The following is a 26631-nucleotide window of genomic DNA, read 5'->3' on the forward strand; positions in this document are numbered from 1 at the left end:
ACAGCACAGACGAGGCTGACGATATTTACGCTTTCGTCTCGTCGTGACCAACCCTATTTAGCTCAAAATGTTAAAAATCCGCACTTATATGGCACAATGTGAACAGAAATAACATTCTCGTCACCTAACATATTCGCTACAAACAAAATGGTGGTGTTAATGATTGTACTAAAGAGCTTTTTATTCTTCGTTGGCGCAGCGGCCGCTTGCGCACTTATCGTACTGTGTCTTTGGGTTGATATGCGGTTTGTCGGCCATGATATTCCGGAATTATCACTGACCGAAATTATGCAGGAAACGGTATTAGCGACTATTGTCTTTCTCCATTTTCGTCTGGCGAAAATGGACGAATCCATGCGTTACTGTAATATTCTGGTGGGCGGATTTTTCCTGACAATGCTAATTCGTGAACTGGACGCGCTTTTTGATCTCATTTCTCATGGGAGTTGGGTGTGGTTCGCGCTGATTACGGCTCTGCTGGCGTTAATTCGCCCCGTTATGCATTTTCGCGCTACCCTGGAACAGCTGGCAAAATATACCCAATCCCCCTGGTACGGCATTCTGTTGAGCGGCCTGCTGGCTGTACTGGTCTTCTCCCGCCTCTTTGGAATGCAGGTGCTGTGGCACGACATCCTGGAGCATGGCTATATGCGTGTTGTGAAAAACGCCGTGGAGGAAGGTTCGGAATCATTCGGCTATATGCTGTGCCTGGCCGCATCCCTTGGCTATTACGTTACCTTTCGCACTCACGCACGGCAGAAACAGTCTCTTCGCGCTGCGTAGAGAACGACATTTTTTGGACGTTATGGTGATCATGTAAGAAAGACATGTCCTAAAAAGGGGCAATCTGCCGTCGATTTCAGCGAATTCTCGCTCACTCCTGCAATCAGCGTCTATCCTTAGACTACCAACAAAAGGAGGCTGGAATGTCTGATTTCGACACTGATAAAAATGCACAGTACGCTGGCGATAAAGCCAAAAACAAACTTGATGAATTATCCGGCTCTGCGCAGCAGCAGTTTGGTGAATTCGTTGATTCCCCTAAACACCAGGTGAAAGGTGCAGCGAAAAAATATGCTGCCCAGGCCAGTGATGCCGTCTCGGATGTCACTGAAGCCGTCAGAAACAATCCCTTAACGGGCTTAATCGCTGCGGGTGCGGTAGGTATCGTTCTGGGACTTCTGCTGGGACGTAAATAATTTCAGGCCCTTCGGGGCCTTTCCTTTTCCCCTCTTTCCTGCTCTTTCCCCCCCTATAGTTGATAGTTTTCCTGACAAAAACACGATCCACGTGAAAAGTTGTACAATTTTAATGTACAGATTTGATCGAATAGTATAAATTCAATGCCACTGATGTTACAAAATTGTTTGTTAACGGTGGAAAATTATGCGTCGCAACCATGCTCCCTCTACAGCAGAAAGCGCTATCACCTTGTATTTTAACAAGGATAACGTCCCAACACAGCAGGAAACCCTTGGTGCTATCGTCAGTGAGATCATCAAAGAAAATGTACAACTGAGCAGAATGACAATCTGTACAAAGCTGTTGCGCAGAATTGAAGAGTCAACGTCTGACGTTGAGAAAGCGCACTATAACGGTCTGATAGCCCTCTTCTTCGAGCGTTAACCTGAACACTGTTTTTTTAACTTACTAAGTTAGTCATGCTGAGTGAGAATAGAGCTCCTGAATGCGATGACTAACCCCATGCTACAGCCTCCTGCGTGTAGCAGAGTGAGATTGAAGCTATGCATAGAACTAAATTTGAACGACTTAAGGATGACCTTATCGGTGAGGCCGTATTATCCATACTGAAAGAGAACGGACCTATTACCTTTGCGTCTCTTGCTGGTCGCCTGCGGGCGATGGCTAACGTTGAATCAAATGATGAACGCAAAAATGCATTGATTGCCGCTGAAGATGAAGTACGCCAGCGTGTAACCGGCGTATCGCACGACCGGGGAAGAGTGATGGGCGATTATGATATTGGGCGCATGCGCTCTCTCTTTACTCACAACACGCTTCTGACCCCAGACAAGAAACACTAATTTTAACCGAAACGGTGACCACCATGAGTAAAGCGATTATGCAGCAAACGTATAATTTTGAAGCCCTGCACGATAAAGGACTGGCGGAACATTTTCTTAATGCTGGAAAGCATCTCAGTGGTGAGGTTGAAGTGTTGGGATCGGCAATACGCTGTATTATGCTGACCGGTGACAATCTCTCAAATAAAGAGATTATCCTGCAACTGATTCACGCCCTCGAAATTACCGAGGAGCCCGAAGCCTGCGATGTCATTCGAAACACGCTTGAAATTGTTGTCGGTTTTACGCGCGATGATATCTGATAACAGATTATTGCCCTGGTGAGTGACTGTTTTTGCTGGTGGTCGAAGAGTTAAGTCTGTCGTACCACCAGTATAGTGAAGCCATTAACTAAATAGCCGTACCATTCGATCCAGCTCTTCTTCTTTAACCGCCCGGGAAAGATAATATCCCTGGAAGCGCTTAACCCCTAATGCGACAAGTTTTTCAAATTTTTCTTCGCTATCGACGCCTTCCGCAACGCATTCCCTTCCCGTCATGTCGCTGTATATCTGTATCGCTTTAATAATGCTATTGTCATTGTCGTTAGCAACAAAGTGCTCAACTATATCGCGGTCAAGCTTCAGTCCATCAACATTAATCTGTCGGATGGGTAACATAGCGTAATCTCTGGAAAAGCAATCATCCAGAAACAGCCGACACCCCTCGGCGCGTAAACGCTGGAGAGTGACAGGAATATTTGGATCCTTTGTTACATCAATGGTTTCAGCTAATTCGAAGACAAGTTTCCTGGCCCACTGCGGCTTCAGTAACATTTCAACGGCTTTTTTCGCCATTCCCGGCAGCGCATTCCCGGCAGCCAATTGAGGAGGAATATTAACCGAAAAATAATATTTTCCATTGTATCTATTGATACCTGATACGGCCGCGTGAATGACTAACGCCGTCAGCTTGAGCCAAATTTCGCCATTTTTTATCCCATCCAGAAATTGGCCTGGTTTCAGGACCTGACCGTTTTTATGCCAGCGTAGCAGAATTTCAAAGCCTACTCCTTTTTTATCGCTATCGGTAATAATTTGATAAGCCGCAAAGATTTCCCGCTTATGTAACGCCTGCAATATATTTATTTCTGCTTCCGAAAACCCCTGCGCTTTGTTCTTTACTGCACAGACCTCATCCCTTAAGACACGTGCATCGCTAAACCACACTCTGATAAGATATAATTTACCCAACCCCACTTTACGATGAGTATAAATGGTTTTATCTGACAAACCTAACCTCGCTGACTGCTCTTTTATCGAAATACCTCGATAAAAATTCAGCAATACGGTTAATTCACGTTTTGATAAACCATGCAGGCTTTCCTTACCTTCTTTCTCAGGTACTTCACGCAATAAACGTGACGAATCGGCATGTACTTCAGAAATATTCTCTACACAATTCATTACCTCTGAAATATTCGCCACCCTGATCCTCGACAACGATCTGGTATTATTAACGAGACTTTTCAGCGTGGCATAAAGCCACCTTTCTGGTATTGCACCATACAGGGTCACGCTACAAATAACAGGCAGTGCATTCAGAACCGAGACCAACCGTTTCAGGCTTTCAAGAAAGGCAGTCACGTCGCGACCAAGAAAAACAGAAACTTCAGGTTGTTGATTTTGCATCATTTTTTGCACATCACCTGAGCAAACTTCATCCTCTTCAAAATGGAGCCGCGTGGCGTTTACGCCACGAGACTTCAGAAGCAGGCTATACCCCTCGAAGGTGAAACCGCAGGCTGAAATAACGAATCGTTGCTTGTAGCAAGTACCTTGCATAAAAGGTAAGTTTTGAGACATAACCTGCTCCTGAGAATGTAAATATCATTCCCAAATGTGATTAAAGCCAATATTCTTTGTCGCATTGAATAATTTTACCGCACCCCATTTGGTTAATAAACCGTTATCAATGTTATGCACGGGAACATCTTTGCGTTAATCAACCCACTCATCCATATGCAGCATAAATATTACTTTCTTTTCATATAACGACAGTAAATATGCACTTCACAAGGTATAATGAAAATTCCGAAAAAGAAGACCAGACACTTCATCTTATCGGCCCAGACAAAAAGAGAAAATGCTATGGATAATCACATTTCATCCAGGGCTTTGCTACATCGAAGGGATGTTATTAAAAACAACCCGCGATTTGGTGAAGCTATAACAGAGCACTACAGAATCAATGATGCCATTTATAAAAAACAACCCTTGTTCTATAAAACGATGCTTCAGGAATCACGCTTCAACATAATACTGTCCATGTGTTGTTTTGTTTTTGGTAATCAGGCTGAGTCAGTTTCAGAGATAAAGGCACTGTGTACCCGCTATAATATCGCCAGCCCTAACAGTGTTATCGCGATCATCACCATACTTAAGACCACCGGGCGAATTAAGACCTGGCGCTGTACCGAAGATCGCCGAAAAACAAAAATCGCACCAACGGAAAAAGGACTGGATGAGCTGAAACGCTATATGTCCGGGGCGTTTACGCCTGTTAGCATTCTTTTTCCGACATTCAATATAAATGCTAACCTTCTGGACAATGATATTCTGAGGCACAACTTTTTCCGGCGCGCCGCAGAGTACCTTTTCCGCGGATTAACATTCAGGAAAGTGCTTCCGGAGGTGGGTTTATTTATTGATAAGGATGGTGGCCGAATGATTATGCTCTATCTCTATTTGCAGGCCATCAAAAACAAAACAGCACATGGTGCCATAATAGCGTATTCAGCCAGCACGCTGGCAAAAGAATTTTTCGTTTCGCGTATTCATGTTAAACGGATTATCAAATCGGCGCAGGAGGCAGGTTATCTTAAAGATCGCGGCGATGGCCGGATGTCGATTTATCCGGCCTTTATCGAGCTTGTCGAAAATTATGCAGGATTATATTTTGCGTATGTCACACATTCCATCAATGTGGTACCAAAAGAACGACGCCATGTTGTCAACATGACGCCTACACTCTGATCTGACGGGCGTTCGGTTTGCTGAACGCCTTTTTTATCGCTCGCGCAGCGCCTCTTTTGCCTTATTCAATGGTTTCAGCAGATAATCAATGACGGATTTACTGCCGGTTTTGATATCAACCGTGGCTATCATGCCCGGGAACACCGGGAATTCCTTGCCCTGCCTGTTGGTCAGATGGTTACTGTCCGTACGGATGTAAACGCGATAATAATAAACATCCCGTTTAACCTCGTCCTGAAGGGTATCCGGGGAAATCATCGTCACCTCCCCTTCCAGCCCGCCGTAGATGGAGTAATCATAGGCGGTGATTTTCACCAGCGCTTTTTGCCCGGGATGGATAAACGCGACATCGCGCGGCGAGATTTTCGCTTCTATCACCATCTGGTCATCAAGCGGTACCAGGCTCATCAGTTTGCCGTTCGGCGGGATCACCCCGCCCACCGTCGTCACGTCAATGTCCTTCACGATGCCACGCACCGGCGCATTAAACGTTAAGCGGGTGAGTGAATCTTCGCGTCCTTTCATGACCGAACGCTGCGCTTCCATTTCCGCGTTCGCTTTTGCCAGTTCTTCGCGGGCGCGAACGTAGTACTGGTTTTTCATTTCGGTGATTTTGCTCTCCAGCTCATTTTTTTGACGTTCAAGGCGTAAGACTTCGACCTTACTGGCCGCCCCCTGCGTCACCAGCGGGCGCGTTAATGCCAGTTCACGCTGCACGAGATCTGCTCCCTGGCGTAAACCCGCCAGCCCTTTTTCAAGGCTTTCGCGACGTGACTGATAAAGCGCCGTTTCCTGTTTGACCAACTCAACGTCGTCATCCAGCTCTGCCGGGAATGTCAGCCCGGTGTCGTTTACCTCAGCATTCAGACGCGCGGCCGTCGCCATCGCGGCGTTTAATCGAGACTCGCTCTCCAGCACGCTGGACTCGGTTTTCGTCCGGTCCAGTTGGGCAAGCTGTTGACCACGCTCGACGATATCGCCCTCGCGCACCATCAGACTGTGGATAATCCCCCCTTCCAGGGACTGGATCACCTGCTCGTGGGAGGACGGGATCACCTTGCCGCTACCCGTCGTGACCTCATCCAGCTGGAACAGGCTGGCCCAGGTAATAAAGACCACCAGCAGGGCAAACAGCGACCATGCCACCAGCGACGAACGCGGCAGGCGGGGCTCCTTCAGCCGGCTGTTAAAGCGGGAGAAATCATTCATGCCACGCCCTCCGTTTTCAGTTTAACCGTGCGCTGCGGCGCCTGCTGCGGGGCCATTCCGTGCTGGCGTAAAATGGCATCACGAGGGCCATCCATCACCACTTTGCCGTTTTCCAGGACGATGATGCGGTCAACCAGGTCCAGAATCGGCAGACGATGCGTCGCCACCACCAGCGTCCGGCGCTTACCGAGCCACTGGTGCAGATGCTGGATAAACTGCTTCTCGCTGACCTCATCCAGCCAGGCGGTGGGTTCATCCAGCAGCAGAATATTCGGCGAGGTGATCAACGCGCGCGCCAGCAGCAGCGCCTGACGTTGCCCGCCGGAAAGCCCCGTTCCGCCCTCATTGATGATGGTGTTCAGCCCCATTTTCTGCTTGCGCACAAACTCCAGCGCGCCGCTGTTGACCAGCGCCTGATGGATTTCCTCGTCTGTCGCCAGCGGATTACCCATCAGGATGTTGTCGCGTACGGAGCCGAAGAACAGCCGCGCCTGCTGGCTGAGCAACTGCATATCGCGGCGCACGTCGGCCGGGTCAAGATGATTGAGAGCAATATCGTCCAGCAAAATGCTGCCCTGCTGCGGCTCCTGCATTCCCGCCAGCAGATGCAGCAAGGTGCTTTTCCCCGAACCATTCCGCCCGAGCACCGCCACGCGCTCCCCGGCGCGAATGCGCAGTTTGCTGATATTCAGCACGGTAAACTTCTCTTCTTCATCGTAATAAAACCCAACGTCGTCCAGCCGATAATCACCGCGCAGATGGGCTTTATGCACTTTTTTGCCGTGCTGGGGATCGTCAATCGGGCGCTGCATCAGGTCATCCAGCCCCTTGCGGGCCACCTTTGCCGACTGCCAGCGGGAGAGCACGCCGGAAATCTGCGACAGGGGCGCGATGGTGCGGGACGCCAGAATCGAGGTCCCCACCAGCGCACCGGTGGTCATGTCGCCGCTGATGACCAGATAACACCCCACCAGCAGCACCACGGCGTAGACGATAGACTGCACCTCCTGGGTCCATGTCAGCAGCAGCCCCGTCAGCCAGCGCTGCTTCATGCCGACGCTCGCGGCAACGTCATTGGTGTTATTCCACTGGTTCTGGAACCGCTGCTCGGCGCGCATTAGCTTGATGTCCTCAAGCCCCTGCACCGCTTCCACCAGCGTGGCGTTACGAATCGCCGATTCACGCATCCCTTCGCTGGAGAGTTTTCCCAGCGGGCGCTGCACCAGCAGGCCGGGAATGAGCAGCAGCGGTACGGCCAGCAGCACCACCAGCACCAGCGGGCCGCCAATCATCCACAGAATGAAGACGAAAAGCAGGAAGAACGGCAGATCGGAGATAGCGGCAATGGTGGTGGAAGTGATCAGCTCCCGCACCGACTCCAGCTCGCGGATCTGGGCGATAAACGACCCGGTCGATTTCGACCGTGCGCCGTTTTTAATCCTCAGGGCGTGGGCAAACACGCGCTCGGAAATACGCAGGTCGGCGCGTTTCCCTACCACGTCCGAAATATGCACCCGCAGCATGCGCATGATGAATTCAAACACGATGGCGATCATCACACCGCCAAACAGCACCCACAGCGTGGCCTCCGACTGGGACGGCACCACCCTGTCATACACCTGCATGGAAAAGACCATGCCGGAGAGCGCCAGCACGTTGGCGACCAGCGCCACCAGCATTATGTCGCTGTAACGACGCCAGTCTTTCAGCGCCAGCTGCCAGAACCAGTTTTTCTCATAGGGTTTGATGTAATCATCCACGCGCGCATCCGGCGTGGACTCCAGGGGACGCAGCACCATCAGCCCCTTTAACCGCGAACCGAGTTCGTCGCGCGTCAGCGTCGTCTCCAGGCCCCCGTCGCCGCTAAACTGCACGCTGACGTTCCCTTCGTTGTCCATACGGTTGATGACCGCAATTTGCCCGCCGGTGAACTCCGCCAGCAGCGGTAAACGCCACGGATCGAGCGCTACGGCTCCCGCCGCCACCCAACGCATCCCCAGCCCAAGCTGGCGCGCCATCTCCTCCAGCACCAGCTGACGTGGAGACTGGCTTTCATGGTTAATCGTGACCCGAACATGCTCCGCCGAAAAATCCAGCCGATAATATTTCGCGATGATGAGCATGCCCTGCAACCAGGGTTCGTACTGTGGATGTGTCTTCATAATGCTACGTCCTGTTCAGGGCGATGATTTCGCACTGAAATGATACCTTTCCGGGATGATTAGAAATCGAACACTGTCTAAACGAGCCCGCAAAATAATCTTGTGAAATATAGGGTTATGGCTATTCGTGTAAAGAAACGCAAAAGGCCGCGAGGATCGCTCCCCGCGGCGTTGTTTTACGCAATTAACAGTTGGTGATTGGCCAACAGCGTCGCCAGATCCGTCTGCACGCCGTTCAGCGTTACCAGCGTGGTGGGCGTGAACTGACCGCCCGTCCCGTCCAGGTCAACCTGGATCTCGGTGTTGCTGCCGTTTTGCACAACGCGGATGTAGTCGGCGATGTTGCCCGCGCTGCTGTCCAGCGTCGCCACGCCGTTCACGTAGCTCGCCGAGCCGGTGCCGGTATAGCCGCTGTCGGAAAGCAGGTCGCGCAGATCGATACGGTCCGTATCCGCCGTCCCTTCCCAGGTGCCGACGGTAAAGCCGTTCACCACATCGCTACCGTTGCCGCCCGTCGCGTCAGACGCGTTGATCAGCTTATAGAGCAACGTATCGTGACCGCCGCTGCCGATGTTGAAGGTGTCGTTCCCGCCCCGGCCTTCGAACTGGTTATCACCGCTGTTGCCGGTGATCACGTCGTCATAGTTGGAGCCGTTAATCCCTTCAATATTCAACAACCGCGTGGTACCGAATCCGGTGTCCTGCGCCGTTGAGAGGCGCAAATCAACGGTTATCCCAGAGGTGGCATTACGATAATCCACCACGTCCATGCCGCCGGTATTGCTCCAGGTGTCGTAGTCGGAATGGGTATTCCAGCCGCCGGAGCCGTTATAGGTATAGGTCCCATCCTCTGCGATAAAGGTGTCGTTATACCCGGTACCGGTAATGGTTCCGCTGTGGCCGCCGGTGGCCGCTTCGGCGGTGAGAACATAACCCTCTTTGCCGTTGCCCGCGTCCAGGCCGGTCCAGGTGACGTTATCCGAGACGCCGTTGGTGATCTTCACGATCTCCGCCGAGTAGGTTTCGTTCGGATCCAGCCCGTAGAAACTCACCAGCGCAGAGGTATCGTTCGAGCCAATGCCGGACTGAGCGTTGATGATCTGCGAGGCCACCAGCACGCCCGCAGCGTTATACAGATTGACCGTATTGCCGTAGTACGCGTTGATGCCTTCGCTATCGACAATGTGCAGATGCATCGCGGTACCGTCAGCGATCTCCGCATTGTTCTGCACCAGCACCACCTTACCGTTCTGCTGAGACACCAGCAGATCCTGCGCACCGTCCCAGTTGTAGTCCACCGCGGCGACGCCGGTGACGTTGGCCAGCCCAGAAGCCAGCTGGCTTGAAGTCCAGGTTGAGCCGTAGCCGTTGTTGGTGAACAGGGTCGCCGTCTGTGAGCTGCCGTAGGTGCTGAGCTTGATGATGTCCATCTGCCCGTCACCGTTCCAGTCTACCGCCACCGACAGATAGCCCGCCGTGGCGTTAGAGGCTTCCACCGCGCTTTTGGTCGTGGAAAGCTGCCCGGTACCGTCGTTGTAGTAAATCACCCCGCCGTTGTTGTTGTAGCTGCTGCCGAGGTACAGATCCATGTAGCCATCGCCGTTAAAGTCCGCCCACGTCATGGAAGCCGCCGTGGTGGTATTCGAGGCGTTGGCCACAAACACGTTGGTCAGGTTCTGGCCAATGGAAAGCGTACCGTTCCCGTTGTTGTTAATCACGGTGAGCGAGTACGCCCCGCTGCGGTTGGTGTGCTGCACGATGTCCACGGTACCGTCGTTGTTCAGGTCGACGCCGGAGATTTCACGCCCGGAATCGAACTGGCCGTAGAATCCACCTTCCCCGCCGGTGCCGTCCGGCGACAGAACGCCGTTGGTATTCACCAGGTAGGTCAGGGAGTCCATACCGGCATCGCCGTACGCCAGATCAAGATAGCCATCGCCGGTTTTGTCGTAGGCAATTACGCCGCCGTACCAGATGGTGGTTCCCATCGCCAGCTGGCTGGCGGTGTAGCTGCTGCCATCGTAGGTCCACATCACCTGCGTAGAGCCCGCGTAGGTGTTCTCCGTCGCAAAGATATCCTGCGTGCCGTTACGGTCAAAGTCAGCTGCCGTCTGGCTCACCACATAGTAGCTACGGGTGTTAGTTAACGTATTCCCGGCATAGGTTGAATCATCGCTGCTGGAATAAGACTGTCCATTAGCAATGATATTCCACAGCCCGCTGCTGTTCATGCCGAGAGTCATGGTTGAGTTGTTGCTGTTCCCCGCAGTGGTCGCCCAGTCGGTATTCACCGAGGTGGTATCGATCACCAGGCTACCGGTTGCCGTACCGGTGGTGTTACCGTTGCCCGCGCTACTCTTCACCTGCGCGGTTACGTCGTAACTCGCCACACTCAGGGCATCGCTGTCCGGGATCTGTAGATACCAGGTATTGTGATCCGGGTCGACGACCACCGCACCGCCGGTCTGGGAGGTGTAGGTTTTCCCGTTCACCGTCACCACCAGATATTCACCGTTCACCAGGTCTGCGGAGACCGTACCGCTGACAATCGGCGTGGTATCCGAGGTGGTCTGGGCAGTAATCGCCGCGGTGGTGGTCGGGATGCTGGTATCGACGTTCAGCACAAAGCCATCCGATTCCGTGTAGTTACCGGCTTTGTCGGTGACGCGCAGAATGTAGGTGTGATTCCCGTCGAGCAGGCCGTTGTCCTGATAGGACCAGCTTGCGCTGCCGTTCATCGTGACCTGACCCAGCAAGATCCCGTCCCGGTAAAGCTGCACGATTTCGCCATCTTCCGGAGCGCGGTTAAGCGTACCGTTGATCAGCGGCGAGGTATCGTCCGTCGCGACTGATGCGCCGTACGTGCCTGTACGTTCACCTTCCCCGTCGGTATAGCTGACCACCGTTCCCACCGTGTCAGGCGGCGTGGTATCAACCGTTACCACCTGCGAAGAGGTTGAGCCGACGTTGCCCGCCTGGTCGATGATCCGCACCTGGTAGGTGTAATCCCCGTCAGCCAGATCGCGGGTATCCGTATAGCTCCAGCGCTGGTTAGTGACGGTAGTGTCAATCCAGGTATTACCGCCGTCGAGGCTGATCTGTACGCGCTCGTCGCTGGCCAGCGCGCTGCCCAACGAGCCGTTGATCGTCAGCGAGGTGTCCATGGTGATGAAATCACTCCCGGACTGCCCGGTATCTTCGCTGATGCTGTCAATGGTGATGCCGTACTGCGGCGCCTGGGTATCCACCGTCACGTCCTGCGTGGTGGTGGCCCCAACGTTGCCCGCCTGATCGACAACCCGCACCTGATAGCGGTAGTCGCCGTCGGCCAGGGTGCGGGTGTCGTTATAACTCCACCGGGTGCCGCTTACCGTGGCGTAAACCCAGGTGGTGCCGCCATCCATGCTCACCTGCACATACTCACCCGCCCCGAGTTCGGCCCCGAGCGTCCCGTTGAGCGTGTACGAGGTCGAACTGGTCAGGAAGTCGTTATTGTCGAAGCCGGTATCGACGGTGATGTTATCCACGGTAACCGTAATCGCCGCATCCGGCGCGACCGTATCGACCGTCACCTGCTGATGAGCGCTGGCACCCACGTTGCCTGCCGCATCCACTACGCGAACGTAGTAGTCATAGGTCTGGTTACCCAGCGTGCGGCTGTCCACGTAGTACCAGCTGTTGCCAGTGACGATCACGTTCTGCCAGGTGACCCCGCCGTCGATGCTGATCTGGGCATATTCGCCGTCGGCCAGCGTTGCGCCGAGCGAGCCGTGCAGCGTCAGGGAGGTATCATTGGTGATAAAGTCGCTGCTGCTCAGGCCGGTATCGTCGCTGATGCTGTCGATAGCGATCGTTTTGCTGGCGTCCGGCGCGACGGTATCAATGGTCACCACCTGGCTGGTAGTGGCGCTGATATTCCCCGCGTCGTCAATCACCCGCAGCTGATAGTTGTAGTCTCCGTCGGCCAGCGTGCGGCCGTCAACGTAGGTCCAGCTCAGGCCGCTGACGCTCACGTCAGTCCAGGTTGCGCCACCGTCGAGGCTGATCTGAGCGTGGTCGCCGCTGCCCAGGGCCGCGCCGAGCGTCCCTTTCAGGCTGATCTGGTTGTCGCTGGTAATAAAGTCGCTGTCGGACAGGCCGGTATCCTGCGAGACGGAATCCACGGTAATAGTCGCCGCCGCAGGCTTCGTCAGATCGATTACCACGTCCTGGCTGTCCGTTGCCCCAACGTTGCCTGCATTGTCGATCACGCGCACCTGGTACTGGTACGTACCGTCGGTCAGGGTACGGCCATCGGTGTAGCGCCAGGTGGTGCCGGTGACGGTCAGGTCAATCCAGGTGGTACCGCCGTCAAGGCTGATCTGCGCCTTCTCGTTATTGCCGAGCTGCGCGGTCAGGGAACCATTCACCACCACCTGGCTGTCGTTGGTGATGAAGTCATTCGCGCTGAGGCCGGTATCGTTTTGCAGGGAATCAATGCTGATCCCCATCGACGGTGCGGTGAGATCCACGGTAACGGTATGGTTATCGCTGGCGCTGTTGCCGATGGCGTTGCTCACCTGCGCGTTAATCACGTACGAACCGCCGTCCGCCAGCGCGGTCACGTCTGCGCTGCCGACCGTATAGCTCCAGGTGCCGTCATTTTGAACGGTAGCCGTGTAGGTTTTACCGTTAAGCGTAATGGTCACCGTCTGGCCCGTTGGCGCATCGGTGGTGCCGCTGATAACCAGCGGCGTGCCGTGCTCGGCGGCGTTGACGATATCATCCTGCGCAAAGGTGTTAATGGCGATGGTCGGCACGTCACCGTTCAGCGTCACGTCGTGCGTTGCGCTGCCCGGGTTACCTGCCTTATCGCTCACCGTAGCCGTAATGGTGTATTCCCCGTCGCTCAGTCCGAGGAAGTCGCGTCCCGGCACGAAGACGGACCAGGAGCCATTCGCCGCCACGGTCGCCTGATAGCTGTGGCCGTTGAAGGAGACGGTCACCGTCTGGCCCTGCTCCGCGGTGGTGGTCCCGCTGATGGTCTGTCCCGCCAGCTGCTCGGCGTCGTTGACGATATCGTCATCGGCCACGGTGCTGATGGTCACGGCTGGCGCGACGGTATCGACCGTTAAGGTATGCGTCGTCTGGCCGTTATTACCCGCCTTGTCGTTCACCGACGCGGTGACCGTCAGCGCGCCTTCGCTCAGGTTGGCAAGATCGGCGGCCGGGACGTCGAGCGTCCAGGTGCCGTCGTTTGCCACAAGCGCAGTGTAGGTTTTCCCTCCCAGCGTGACGGTCACCGTCTGGCCTGCTTCCGCGCTGGAAGAGCCGTGTACGGTGAGCGGCTGTTGGGCTTCCGCCGCATTCAGCACATCGTCGCCCGACAACGTGTTCACGCTAATCACCGGCGCGGTGGTGTCCACGCTGATGGTGTGCGTCGCCGAGGCGCTGTTCCCGGCGCTGTCCTGCGCCGAAACAGAAACCTGGTAGCTCGCGCCGTCGGCCAGGGTGCCCACGTCGGCGGCCGGTACGGTGGTTGTCCAGGAGCCATCGCTCTGGATAGTGGCCGTATAGCTCTTACCATTCAGGGTGATAGTGACCTGCGTACCGCTGGCGAACTGCGCGCTGGAGCCGTTGATGACCAGCGACGCCCCCGCTTCTGCCGCATTGATCACGTCATCGCCGCTGAGGGTGTTGACGGTCAGCGCGACCGATGCGGTATTTACCACCACGTCATGGGTCTGGGTGCTGCTGTTGCCCGCGCTGTCGGTGATTGTCGCGCTGAGGGTCACGGTGCCGTCGGTCAGGGCAGAAATGTCGCTGGCAGGAACGCCCACGCTCCATTTGCCACTGGCGTCAACGGTGGTGGTGTACTGGTTCGAACCTATCGTGATGACCAGCTTATCGCCGACGCTGGCGCCGGTTGCGGTGCCGCTGACGACCTGCGCCTGCCCGTGCTCAACGCTGTTGATGACGTCATCGCCCGCCACGACGTTAAAGCTGACGGTCGGCGGCGTGGTATCGAGCGTAATCGCTTTGCCCGCGCTGCCCGGGTTACCCGCGGCGTCACTCACGCTCACCTGCACGGTGTAGCCGTTATCCGCCAGAGTGGACAGATCGGCGGCCGGCACGTTAATGCTCCAGACGCCGCCCTGCTGAACCTGTGCGGTATAGCTGTTTCCACCGAGGTTAACGGTTACCGTCTGACCGACTTCAGCCGTGGTGGTGCCGGAAATGGCCACGCCCGCAGCCGCTTCGCTGCCGTTGATCACGTTGTCGCCGGCTACCGTGTCAATGGTCACGGTTGGCGCCGTGGCATCGACGCTGTACTCCCGGCCCGCAGACGCGCTGTTGCCGTTCACATTGGTCACGCTCACCTGCACGCTGGCGTCGCCGTCTTTCAGACCCGCAAGATCCGAGGAAGGCACGGTGGCCGTCCAGTTGCCGTCGGCATCGACTTTGACGGTGTACGTCTTGCCGCCAAAGGTGATGGTCACGGTCTGGTTCTCTTCCACATTGGAGGTGCTGCCGGAAAGCACCAGATCCGCACCTTTCTCCGCCGCGTTAATCACGTCGTCGGTGGCGATGGCATCAATGCTGATCGCCACGGCTGCCAGATCGACGGTGACGTCGTGGCTGATAGAGACCGGATTGCCCGCCGCGCTCTGGCCTGCAACGGTCACGGTAACCGTGCCCGCAGCCAGGTCCCCGACGTCTGCTGCCGGGATCGCCGCGCTCCAGGTACCGTCTGCCAGCACGGAGGCCGCATAGGTTTTGCCATTGACGGTCACGGTGAGCGTAGTGCCTGCCGCCAGTCCGTCGCTGGAGCCGGTGACAATCAGGTTCTGTCCATGCTCGATGCTGTTAATCACATCGTCGCCCGCGACGGTATCCACGCGCAGGCCCGGCAGGCTGGCGTCTATAACGATTTCGCGCTCGCCCGCGCCGGTGTTGCCGTGGCCGTTGGTGACGGTCGCCGACACGGTCAACTCGCCGTTGCCCAGCGCGGTGAGGACCGTTTCCGGCACGTTCACGGACCATGTGAGATCGCTCTGCACCGTTGCGGTGTAGCTGTGGCCGCCGATAGTCACGGTTACCGTGTTGCCCGCTTCCGCGTTCGCCACTTTGCCGCTGATGGTCTGGCCTGCGGCCACTTCCGCCGCGTTGATGACGTTGTCGCCCGCCACGGTGTTGATGGTGACGGTCGGCAGCGCGGTGTCGACCAGCAGGTTCGCCGTATTGCTGACGCTATTGCCCACGCCGTTGGTGGCGGCGGCGCTCAGGGTATAGTTCGCTTCGCCCAGACCCGCCAGATCCGCTGCCGGAACGGTCAGGCTCCAGGTACCGTCCGACGCCGTCGTGGCCGTGTAGTTTTTACCGTTCAGGGTCATGGTGACCACAGTGCCTTCCGCCAGGTTGGCGCTGGTGCCGCTGACGCTCAGATCCTGCCCTTTTTCTACCGCGTTCAGGACGTTGTCATCGCTGATGGCGTTGAAGCTGACCGACGGCAGACCGGTATCGACGGTCACATTATGCGTGCCGCTGCCGGTATTGCCCGCCGCGTCGGTGACTGACGCAGTGACGGTCACGCTGCCGTCGCTGAGGCCTGAAATCACATTCGCCGGAACGCCCACGCTCCAGTTACCCGCCGCATCCAGCACGGTGGTGTACGACTGGCCGCCGATGGTGACGGTGACGGTGTCGCCCGCCGCCGCGCCGGTCGCGGAGCCGCTGACGATCTGCGCCTGATTGTGTTCAGCCACGTTAATCACATCGTCACCTGCAACGGTGTGGATGGTCACCGCAGGTACGGTGACGTCCACCGTCAGGGTGTGGTCAACCGACGCCGGGTTACCCGCCTTGTCGCTGACTGAGGCGGTGACCGTCACGCTGCCGTCGGTTAATCCTGCCAGATCCGCCGCCGGAACGTTCAGCGTCCAGCTGCCGTTCGCGCTGACGGTTGTGGTGTAATCTTTGCCGTTCAGCGATACGGTCAGCGTCTGGCCTGCTTCGGCGGTACTGGTGCCGGAGATTGCCAGGTCTGACTGAGCTTCCGTGGCGTTCAGGATATCGTCGGTGGCAATCGTGTTGATGGTCACGGACGGCGCGGTAGCATCCACGCTGTACTCACGGCCCGCCGAGGCGCTGTTGCCGTTCACGTTGGTGACGCTCACCTGCACGCTGGCGTCGCCATCCTTCAGGCCAGCCAGATCCGCTGACGGCACGGTGTAAGTCCAGTTGCCGCTGTCGTCCACGGTGGTGGTGTAGATCCTGCCGTTCAGACTGATGGTCACGGTCTGCCCGGCTTCCACGTTGGTGGTCACACCGGACAGCACCAGATCCGCGCCCTTCTCCGCCGCGTTAATCACGTCGTCGGTGGCAAGCGCATTGATGCTGATGGCAACGGTAGCCAGATCCACGGTCACGTCGTGGCTGATGGTGATCGGATTACCCGCCGCGCTGTCACCGGTAACGCTGATTTTCACGGTGCCTTCCGGCCACGCGCTCACGTCGGTGGACGGGATCGCCGCGCTCCAGGTGCCGTCTGCCAGTACCGTTGCCGCGTAATCTTTACCGTTGACGGTAACCGTCAGCGCCGTGCCCGGCGCCAGCCCGTCGCTGGAGCCTGAAACAATCAGGTTCTGCGCGTGCTCGATGGTGTTGACCACGTCGTCACCCGCCACGGTATTCACGCGCAGGCCCGGCAGGTTAGCGTCGATAGCGATCTCGCGTTCGCCGGTGCCGGTGTTGCCGTGGCCGTTGGTGACGGTCGCCGTCACGCTCAGGCTGCCGTTGCCGAGTGCGGTCAGCACGTCAGACGGCACGTTGACGGACCAGGACAGATTATTCTGCACCGTTGCGGTGTAGCTGTGGCCGCCGATAGTCACGGTCACGGTGTTGCCCGCTTCGGCATTCGCCACGGTGCCGCTCAGTGTCTGACCTGCCGCCACTTCCGCCGCGTTGATGACGTTGTCCCCCGCCACGGTGTTGATGGTAACGGTTGGCAGCGCGGTATCGACAAGCAGGTTCGCAGAACTGCTCACGCTGTTGCCAACGCCGTTGGTGGCCGTCGCGTTCAGGGTGTAACTGGCCTGACCGAGACCGGCCAGATCCGCAGCCGGAACCGTCAGGCTCCAGGTGCCGTCTGCCGCAGTTGTCGCCGTGTAGTTTTTACCGTTCAGGGTCACGGTGACCACGGTGCCTTCCGCCAGGTTGGCGCTGGTGCCGCTGACGCTCAGATCCTGGCCTTTTTCAACGGCGTTCAGGACGTTGTCATCGCTGATGGCGTTGAAGCTGACCGACGGCAGACCGGTATCGACGGTCACATTATGCGTGCCGCTGCCAGTATTGCCCGCCGCGTCGGTGACTGACGCAGTGACGGTCACGCTGCCGTCGCTGAGGCCGGAAATGACGCTGGCCGGAACGCCCACGCTCCAGTTACCCGCCGCATCCAGCACGGTGGTATAAGTCTGGCCGCCGATCGTGACGGTGACCTTATCGCCCGCCGCCGCGCCGGTGGCGGAGCCGCTGATAATCTGCGCCTGATTGTGTTCAGCCACGTTAATCACGTCGTCGCCTGCCACGGTGTGGATGGTCACTGCCGGAACGGTGACGTCCACCGTCAGGGTGTGGTCCACCGACGCCGGGTTACCCGCCTTGTCGCTGACGGCCGCGGTCACGGTGACGCTGCCGTCGGTTAATCCTGCAAGGTCAGCTGCCGGCACGTTCAGCGTCCAGCTGCCGTTCGCGCTGACGGTTGTGGTGTAATCTTTGCCGTTCAGCGATACGGTCACCGTCTGGCCTGCTTCGGCGGTGCTGGTGCCAGAGATTGCCAGGTCGGACTGCGCTTCTGAGGCGTTCAGGATATCGTCGGTGGCAATCGTGTTGATGGTCACGGACGGCGCGGTAGCATCCACGCTGTACTCGCGTCCCGCAGACGCGCTGTTGCCGTTCACGTTGGTGACGCTGACCTGCACGCTGGCGTCGCCGTCTTTCAGACCGGTCAGATCCGCAGACGGCACCGTGGCGGTCCATTTACCCTCAGCGTCCACCGTGGCGGTGTAGTTCTTGCCGCCGAAGGTGATGGTGACGTTCTGGTTTTCTTCGACGTTCGAGGTGGTGCCGGAGAGCACCAGATCCGCACCCCTCTCGGCGGCGTTGATCACGTCATCGGAAGCGATGGCGTCAATGCTGATGGCGACGTTTGCCAGATCCACCGTCACATCATGGTTGATAGTCACCGGATTGCCCGCGCTGCTCTGGCCTTCAACGTTCACGGTGACCGTGCCTGCGGCAAGGGCACTCACGTCCGCAGAAGGGATCGCCGCGCTCCAGGTGCCGTCTGCCAGCACGGTAGCCGGATAGGTTTTACCGTTTACGGTGACGGTCAGCGCCGTACCCGCCGTCAGGCCGTCGCTTGAACCCGTGATAATCAGATTCTGCCCGTGTTCGATGCTGTTAATCACGTCATCGCCCGCAACGGTGTCCACGCGCAGGCCCGGCAGATTCGCGTCGATAGTGATATCGCGCTCGCCGCTGCCGCTGTTGCCCACGCCGTTCGTGACGCTGGCGGTCACGGTCAGATCGCCATTGCCCAGCGCGGTGAGCACAGACTCCGGTACGCTGACGGACCAGGTGAGATTGTCCTGTACCGTTGCGGTGTAGCTGTGGCCGCCAACAGACACAGTCACGGTGTTGCCCGCTTCGGCATTCACCACTGTGCCGCTAATGGTCTGGCCGGTTGCCAGCTCCGCTGCGTTGATCACGTCGTCGCCCGCCACGGTGTTGATGATGACGCCAGGCAGCACGGATTCCACGTTCACGGTGTGCGAGGTGCTGGAGCTGTTGCCGACGCTGTCCGTCGCGGAGGCCGACACGGTGTAAAGCGCTTCACCCAGTTGCCCCACCTCGCTCGCCGGAACGGTTGTGGTCCATTGGCCATTGGTGTCCACCGTGGCGCTGTACGCTTTGCCGTTGAGCATCACGGTGACCACCGCGCCCGCTGCCAGCCCGGAAGCCGTACCTGTGATGGTCAGATCCTGCGTTTTCTCGCTGCTGTTGATCACATCGTCACCGGACACGGTGTCAATGGTCAGCACCGGCGCGGTGAGGTTGACTTCAACCTCGTGCGTTGTGCTGTTGCTGTTTCCGGCTTTATCGGTCAGCGCCGCGGTGATGGTGTAATCCCCGGCGGCCAGGGCACTCACGTCCGCCGCAGGCACGCCCACGCTCCACCTGCCGGAAGTGTCCAGGGTCGCGGTGTAATCTTTGTTATTGATGGTGACGGTCACCACGTCGCCCGCCGCCGCACCGGTCACGGAACCGGTGACAATCAGCGCCTGCGCGTGCTCGGCGCTGTTGATCACGTCGTCGTCGGAAACGGTGTTAATGGTCAGCTGTGGCACCGTGGTATCCACCAGCACATCGCGGTCCGCCGAGGCCGGGTTACCCGCCTTATCCGCGACGGCTGCCGTGATGGTGTAATCGCCGTCGGTAATCGCGCCGATATCCGCAGACGGTACGGTGACGCTCCAGCTGCCGTTCGCCTGTACGGTGGTGGTGTAGTCCACGCCGTTCAGCGTCACGGTCACGGTCTGGCCCGCTTCGGCGTTGGAGACACCGTTAACGACCAGATCCTGCTGCGCTTCGGCCGCGTTGATGATGTTGTTGTCGCTGACGATCTCGATGGACACCGTCGGCGCGGTGGCGTCCACGCTGTATTCGCGGCCCGCCGAGGCGCTGTTGCCGTTCACGTTGGTGACGCTGACCTGCACGCTGGCGTCGCCGTCTTTCAGTCCGCCCAAATCGGCAGACGGTACGGTCGCCGTCCAGTTGCCGCTGGCATCCACCGTCGCAGTGTACAACTTGCCGCCGAAGGTGATGGTAACGGTCTGGTTTTCTTCCACGTTGGTGGTCGAGCCAGACAGCACCAGGTCCGCGCCTTTCTCAGCCGCGTTAATTACGTCGTCCGAGGCAATCGGATTAATGCTGATGGCGACTGCCGCCAGATCCACTTTCACGTCGTGGCTGATGGAAACCGGGTTACCCGCCGCGCTCTGGCCGTCAACGGTCACGGTGATCGTGCCTGCGCTCAGCGCGCCGACGTCCGCCGCCGGAATAGCCGCCGTCCAGGTGCCGTCCGCCAGCACGGTTGCCGCGTAGGTTTTGCCGTTGACGGTGACCGTCAGCGCCGATCCGCTCGCCAGCCCGTCGCTGGAGCCGGTGATAATCAGGTTTTGACCATGTTCGATGCTGTTGATCACATCGTCGCCTGCTACGGTATCCACGCGCAGGCCCGGCAGGCTGGCATCAATCGTGATGTCGCGTTCGCCGGTGCCGGTGTTGCCGTGGCCATTGGTCACGCTCGCAGTTACGGTGAGATCGCCGTTACCGATAGCGGTTAAGACGTCAGACGCCACGTTAACCGACCAGCTCAGGTCGTCCTGAACCGTCGCGGTATAGGTGTTGCCCCCGATACCGATCGTGACAGTGTCACCGCTCGCCGCGCCGCTCACTTTCCCGCTCAGGGTTTGACCGGAAGCCACTTCCGCCGCGTTAATCACGTCGTCGGTGGCAACCGCATTAATGGTGACCTGCGGCAGCGCGCTGTCGACCAGCACGCTATGGCTGGTGTTCGCGCTATTACCCGCGGTATCGGTCACGCTGGCCGTCACGCTGTAGCTCGCTTCGCCCAGTACCGAGACGTTTGCCGCCGGAACGGTGACGCTCCAGTTACCGCTGGCATCGGTGGTGGCGGCGTAACTGATACCGTTCAGGGTTACGGTGATGCGGGTCCCGTCCGGCTGGTTGCTGGTGCCGGAGATCAACAGGTCCTGGCCTTTTTCGGTCGCGTTGATCACGTCGTCAACCGCCAGGGTATTGATGGCAATCACCGGCGCGGTCAGGGAGACGTCAAACGCGTGCGTCGTGCTGGTGCTGTTGCCCGCTTTATCGGTGAGTGTGGCGGAAATCGTCTGGTCGCCGTTAGCCAGCGCGCCCACGTCCGCCGCCGGAACGCCCACGCTCCAGTTACCGGCACCGTCCAGCATCGCGGTGTAGTCTTTGCCGTTCAGGGTCAGGGTAATCACATCGCCCGCCTGCGCGCCCGTCACCTTGCCGGTGACAATCAGCGCCTGGCCGTGCTCGGCAATATTAACAATGTCGTCGCCCGCCACCATGTTGAAGATAATCTGCGGCACGGTAGTGTCGACCAGCACGGACGCCCCCGCGCTGGCCGGGTTGCCCGCTTTATCGGACACGGTCACCGTGACCGCCGCGCTGCCGTCGGCGATCCCCGCCAGATCCGCCGCCGGAACGTCCAGCGTCCAGCTGCCGTTCGCCTGCACCTGGGCGGTGTACTGATTGCCGTTGAAGGTCACGTTGACCGTCTGGCCTGCTTCGGCAGTAGACGTCCCGCTCAGGGTCAGATCCTGCGCCGCCTCTGCCGCATTCAGCATGTTGTCGCCGCTGATGGTGTTGATGGTGACCGCTGGCGCGGCGGTATCGACGCTGAATGCCTGCGAGGAAGAGGCCGCGTTGCCGTTCACGTTGGTGACGCTGACCTGTACGCTGGCGTCGCCGTCCTTCAGGCCGCTCAGATCGGCAGCCGGTACGGTGCAGGTCCAGTCGCCGTTGGCATCGACCGTCGTGGTCCAGGTTTTACCCGCAAAGATAATGGTAACGGTCTGGCCCGCTTCAACGTTCGAGGAGGAGCCGGACAGCACCAGATCCTGGCCTTTTTCTGCCGCGTTAAGCACGTTGTCGTCCGTCACGCTGTTGATGCTTATCGCCACCGGGGCGAGATCGACATCCACAACGGTACCGATATTCACCGGGTTGCCGGAGGTATCCTGCGCGCTGGCGCTGATGGTGAGCGACCCGTCCGCCCACCGGGAGACGTCGGCAGCCGGAACCGCAGCCTGCCAGGTGCCATCCGCCATAACCGAGGCGGAATAACTCTTGCCGTTGATGGTCACGGTGACGGTGCTACCCGCCGCCAGGTCGGTGCTGGTGCCGGAGATAACCAGGTTCTGCGCGTGTTCAATAACGTTAATGACGTCGTCACCGGCGACGGTATCAATGCGCAGGCCGGGCAGCTGGGCGTCAATGGTGACATCCAGGGAAGACGATCCGGTATTGCCGTGCGCGTTCGTTACGCTGGCCGATACGGTCAGGTCGCCGTTGCCGAGCGCGGTTAACTGACTCTGGGTTAACGGCAGGCTCCAGGTGAGATCGTCCTGTACGGTGGCCGTGTATGTCTGCCCGCCGAGGATAATCGTGACGGTATCGCCCGATGCCGCGTTAGAAACCTTTCCGGTCAGGGTTTGCCCTGCGGCCACTTCCGCCGCGTTGACGATATTGTCGCCCGCGAGGGTGTTGATGGTGACCACCGGCAGCGAGCTATCCACCAGCACATCGTGCGTGGCAGCGGCGCTGTTGCCCACATTATCGGTGACGCTCGCCGTCACGGTGTAATTGGCTTCACCCAGCGCGCTCACCGCAGAGGCGGGGACGGTAACGCTCCAGTTGCCGCTGGCGTCGGTGGTGGCGGTGTAGTTGATACCGTTCAGATTAACGGTGATGGTGGTTCCTTCCGGCTGGTTGCTGGTACCGGAAAGCAGCAGATCTGCGCCCTTCTCTGCCGCATTGATCACGTCATCCGCGGCCAGCGTGTTAATACCGATAACGGGCGTCACAGTATTGACCACCACATCCACTGAACTGCTGCCGGTGTTGCCGGATTGGTCGGTCACGGAGACGTTAATGGTCCAGGTGCCGTCCGTCAGCCCCTGAACGACGGACGCAGGCAGGCCGAGGCTCCAGTTGCCTGCCGCATCCACCACGGTGGTGTAGTCCACGTTATTGATGGTGATGGTGACCAAATCGCCCGCCGCCGCGCCGGTGACGGAGCCGCTCAGGATCTGCGCCTGAGCATGGGCCAGCTGGTTAACGGTGTTGGTGTCGGTGACGAAATCGTTGATGGTCACCTGCGGCACGGTGGCATCCACCAGCCCAACGCGGTCCGCGCTGCTGCTGTTGCCCGCCACGTCACTGACGGTGGCCGTCACGGTGACATTGCCATCGGTCAGCGCGCCTACGTCGGCGGCAGGCACGTTCAGCTGCCAGCGACCGTCCGCCTGTACCGTGGTCTGGTAAGATTTACCGTTCAGCGTCACGGTGACCGTCTGGCCCGCTTCAGCGGTTGTGCTGCCGCTGAGCACCAGATCCTGCTGCGCTTCTGCCGCATTAATGATGTTGTCGTCGGTCAGGTTATCAAGCGTAATGGCTGGCGGCTGCGTATCGACGATCACCACGCGTGAGGCGTCCGCGCTGTTGCCGTTGACGTTAGTCACGCTGACGCTCACCTGCGCACGCCCGTCGTTCAGCGTTTCCATCGCGCTCGCCGGAACGGTCAGGTGCCAGGAGCCGTCCTGCTGCACCTGTGCAGTAAAGGTTTGATCCGCGAATTTCACCACCACGGTCTGCCCGGCCTCCACGCCCTGCGTCTGACCAGAAAGCGTGACATCCGCACCTTTTTCCGCCGCGTTGAGCATATCGTCAGTGGTTACGGTATCGATGGTGACGGCCACCGCATTCAGGTCAAGCTCGATCGGGTGTTCAGCCGCCACAGTGTTGCCCCAGGCATCTTCCGCGCTGACGCTGACGGTCATGCCTCCCGCCGTCCATGCCTGAAGGTCCGCCGCCGGCACGCCAATCTGCCAGTTGCCGCTGGCGTTAACCGTGGTGACGTATTCGACATTATTGATGGTAACGGTGATCTGTGTGCCTTCGGCCAGATGAGTGCTGGAGCCGGTTACGGCCAGATCCTGCTGCTGCTCGATGGCGTTAATCACGTCATCGCCAGAGATCGTGTTCACGCGCAGGCCCGGCAGTTCGGCGTTGATGTTGATATCACGTTCGCCGGTGCCGGTATTGCCGTGCGCATTGGTGACAGAGGCGCTGAAGGTTAAATCGCCGTCACCAAACGCCTGGAGGTCGGCCGATGGGATCGTCACGCTCCATTTGAGGTCGCTGCCAACCGTCGCGGTGTAGCTCTTGCCGCCCACGGTGACAGAGACGGTATCGCCCGCCGCCGCGCCGGTGACGCGTCCACTGAGGGTTTGGTCAACCGCCGCTTCGGCGTTATTGACCAGGTTATCCCCGGCAAAGGTGTTGACGATCACCTGCGGCAGCACGGTGTCTACCAGCAGATTCGCCTCGGCGGAGCCGCTGTTACCCACGCTGTCGGTGCCGCTGACGCTGACGGTGTAAAGGGTATTCGCCAGATCCAGCACGTCGGAAACCGGCACCTGAACGGACCAGCGACCGTTCTCAACGGTGGCCTGATAGTTAACGTTGTTCAGCGTCACGGTGACAGCGCTGCCGTTCGGCAGATTACTGGTCCCTCTCAGGCTCAGGGGCTGCATGGCCTCCTGCGCATTCAGGACGTTATCCTGGCTGATGGGGTCAAGGGTAAATTCCGGCGGGTTGCCGCTGAGCGTAATACCGTGCGTCGCGCTGCCGGTGTTGCCCGCCGCATCGGTCACGGAGACCGAAATGCTGTGGCTACCTTCCCCCAGCGCGCCAATGACGGAGGCAGGCACGCCGACGCTCCAGCTGCCGTCCGCCTGGACGGCACCGGTAAAGGTCTTGCCACCAACGGTCACGGTGACAACGTCGCCCGCTGCCGCGCCGTTCGCCTGGCCGGAAATAATCTGCGCCAGCCCCTGCTCGCTGGTGTTCAGAATGTCGTCGCCCGCGACGGTGTTGATAGTGACCACTGGCGCTGCGGTATCGACCGTGAAATCGGCGGTGGTGGATGACCCGTTACCCGCTTTGTCGCTGACGTTTACCGTCAGGGTGTGCTCGCCGTTAGCCAGCGCCTGTACTTCACTGGCCGGAAGCGTAACGGACCAGCTGCCGTCGCTGCCCACGGTCGCCGTGTGATTTTTGCCGTTTAGCGTGACCGTCACAATCTGGCCCGCTTCCGCATCGGTTTTCCCGGTCAGCGTCAGCGGCTGATTATGTTCAGCCGCGTTGATGATGTTGTCCTGGGCGATCGTGTCGACAGAGATCACTGGCGAGGCGGTATCCACGCCAATCGTCTGGCTGCCGGACACGGTGTTGCCCGCCGCGTCTTTTCCGCTGACGTTGACCGTCCAGGTACCATCGCCCAGCGCCTGTGCGTCGGCAGCAGGGACCTTCACGCTCCATGCGCCGTTTGCCCCCACTTCTGCGGTATAGGTTTTACCGTTGAGCGTGACGGTAAGCGCCGTTCCCTGGGCCAGGTTTTTGCTGGTGCCGGACAGTGTAAAGCCAGCGGCCTGCTCGCTGGCGTTGATCACGTTATCGCCCGCCGTGGTGGCGAGCGTCACACTGGTATCCGCTGTAGAAACGGTTACGGTAATACTGCCCGCAGAGGTCGTTTTACTGCCGTCGATCTGTACGACGGACCAGGTATGTTCCCCGTCCGCCTGGGTCGGGAGTGTTACCGTCCAGGTGCCGTCCTTCGCAACCATGGTGCTGGCGATGGTGCTGCCGTTGCCGTCTTTAACCTGAATGGTCGCGCCCGGCTGCCCGGTACCGCTAAAGGTTGGGGTGTTGTCATCCGTGACTTCTTTTGCACTCAGCACGCCCTGCTTGTCACCCGCGTTGTCCGTCAGCAAAAATGTCGGCGTGGCGCTTTCGACTTCTTTAGTATTATCAATAACCCTGGTTTTGGTTTCGCCATCGCCGCCGTGAGCCAGCAGTGCGCCGATCGCACCGCCCCCTAACGCCGCACCGGCAATCCAGCCCCACGGCGCATCGCTTAAGACGCTTCCCTGCTCCAGGAAAGGTTCAATGCTGCTAATGGGTGCAGCCTGGGCGGTTAATTCGGTGGCGGCAACGCCTGATGCTTCCCCGGCATCGGCAAATGAAATATGCGTCAACGCCTGGTTATCGTTAAATACCAGCTCGGAATGATTATGGGTTTCCGTGTCTTCGACAAAATAATTATTGCAGCGGATCACGCTGCCATCTTTCATATAAATGAGGAGGTCATTCCCCTGGCGGACATAACGCACCACGTCCTGAGCAGAACCCTGAATTTCAATCACGCTCGGTGAGGAAATAGAGACCGAGAGATTCCCCTCTCCGGTTAATTTCGTCTTCTCTGCCGTTTTGCGAATGATGACATCAACAACTTTTGCGGTACTCATATTCTTCTCCTTGCAGGTG

10 protein-coding genes are annotated in these 26631 nt (G+C 58.2%); 6 read left to right on the forward strand and 4 right to left on the reverse strand.

Annotation, left to right across the window (positions count from 1 at the left end; translation table 11 throughout):
- Window positions 1-159: 159 nt before the first annotated feature.
- The 5 genes from INF61_RS17985 to INF61_RS18005 all read left to right on the forward strand — a co-directional run bounded on the left by INF61_RS17985 (window position 160) and on the right by INF61_RS18005 (window position 2347).
- On the forward strand, window positions 160-783 hold the full coding sequence (locus tag INF61_RS17985; RefSeq protein ID WP_032104107.1) for a hypothetical protein: 624 nt from the start codon (window positions 160-162) through the stop codon (window positions 781-783).
- 143 nt (window positions 784-926) lie between these two features.
- The gene (locus tag INF61_RS17990) at window positions 927-1199 is read left to right on the forward strand and encodes a YqjD family protein (protein ID WP_003857263.1); all 273 of its coding nucleotides are present in this window, start codon (window positions 927-929) and stop codon (window positions 1197-1199) included.
- 187 nt (window positions 1200-1386) lie between these two features.
- Entirely contained in the window at window positions 1387-1626 is a 240-nt protein-coding gene (ycgZ, locus tag INF61_RS17995) for a regulatory protein YcgZ (protein ID WP_003857265.1), read from the forward strand.
- A gap of 119 nt (window positions 1627-1745) precedes the next feature.
- Window positions 1746-2045 carry a hypothetical protein gene (locus INF61_RS18000; RefSeq protein ID WP_032669919.1) on the forward strand — a complete coding sequence of 100 codons (300 nt, stop codon included), beginning with the start codon at window positions 1746-1748 and terminating at the stop codon, window positions 2043-2045.
- A gap of 23 nt (window positions 2046-2068) precedes the next feature.
- The gene (locus tag INF61_RS18005; protein WP_044596271.1) at window positions 2069-2347 is read left to right on the forward strand and encodes a biofilm development regulator YmgB/AriR family protein; all 279 of its coding nucleotides are present in this window, start codon (window positions 2069-2071) and stop codon (window positions 2345-2347) included.
- An 84-nt stretch (window positions 2348-2431) separates the two neighbouring features.
- Here the strand turns inward: INF61_RS18005 and INF61_RS18010 are convergent, their stop codons facing one another.
- Complete coding sequence (locus tag INF61_RS18010; RefSeq protein ID WP_032671122.1) at window positions 2432-3889, reverse strand: EAL domain-containing protein; 1458 nt, start codon at window positions 3887-3889, stop codon at window positions 2432-2434.
- A gap of 285 nt (window positions 3890-4174) precedes the next feature.
- Here INF61_RS18010 and INF61_RS18015 point away from each other — a divergent pair, with 285 nt between their 5' ends.
- Window positions 4175-5059 carry a MarR family transcriptional regulator gene (locus tag INF61_RS18015; protein ID WP_193547986.1) on the forward strand — a complete coding sequence of 295 codons (885 nt, stop codon included), beginning with the start codon at window positions 4175-4177 and terminating at the stop codon, window positions 5057-5059.
- A gap of 33 nt (window positions 5060-5092) precedes the next feature.
- Here the strand turns inward: INF61_RS18015 and INF61_RS18020 are convergent, their stop codons facing one another.
- The 3 genes from INF61_RS18020 to INF61_RS18030 form a co-directional block, all read right to left on the reverse strand.
- On the reverse strand, window positions 5093-6268 hold the full coding sequence (locus INF61_RS18020) for an HlyD family type I secretion periplasmic adaptor subunit (protein WP_032104109.1): 1176 nt from the start codon (window positions 6266-6268) through the stop codon (window positions 5093-5095).
- Window positions 6265-8430 (reverse strand): type I secretion system permease/ATPase, encoded by a 2166-nt coding sequence (locus INF61_RS18025; protein ID WP_193547974.1) that lies wholly within the window; start codon window positions 8428-8430, stop codon window positions 6265-6267. The genes INF61_RS18020 and INF61_RS18025 overlap by 4 nt, the downstream gene beginning before the upstream one ends.
- Window positions 8431-8606: 176 nt before the next feature.
- Window positions 8607-26612 carry an Ig-like domain-containing protein gene (locus INF61_RS18030; RefSeq protein ID WP_193547975.1) on the reverse strand — a complete coding sequence of 6002 codons (18006 nt, stop codon included), beginning with the start codon at window positions 26610-26612 and terminating at the stop codon, window positions 8607-8609.
- Window positions 26613-26631 lie beyond the last annotated feature (19 nt).

It is taken from the genome of Enterobacter cloacae complex sp. P18RS (assembly GCF_014982105.1).
Taxonomy (GTDB): domain Bacteria; phylum Pseudomonadota; class Gammaproteobacteria; order Enterobacterales; family Enterobacteriaceae; genus Enterobacter; species Enterobacter hormaechei_C.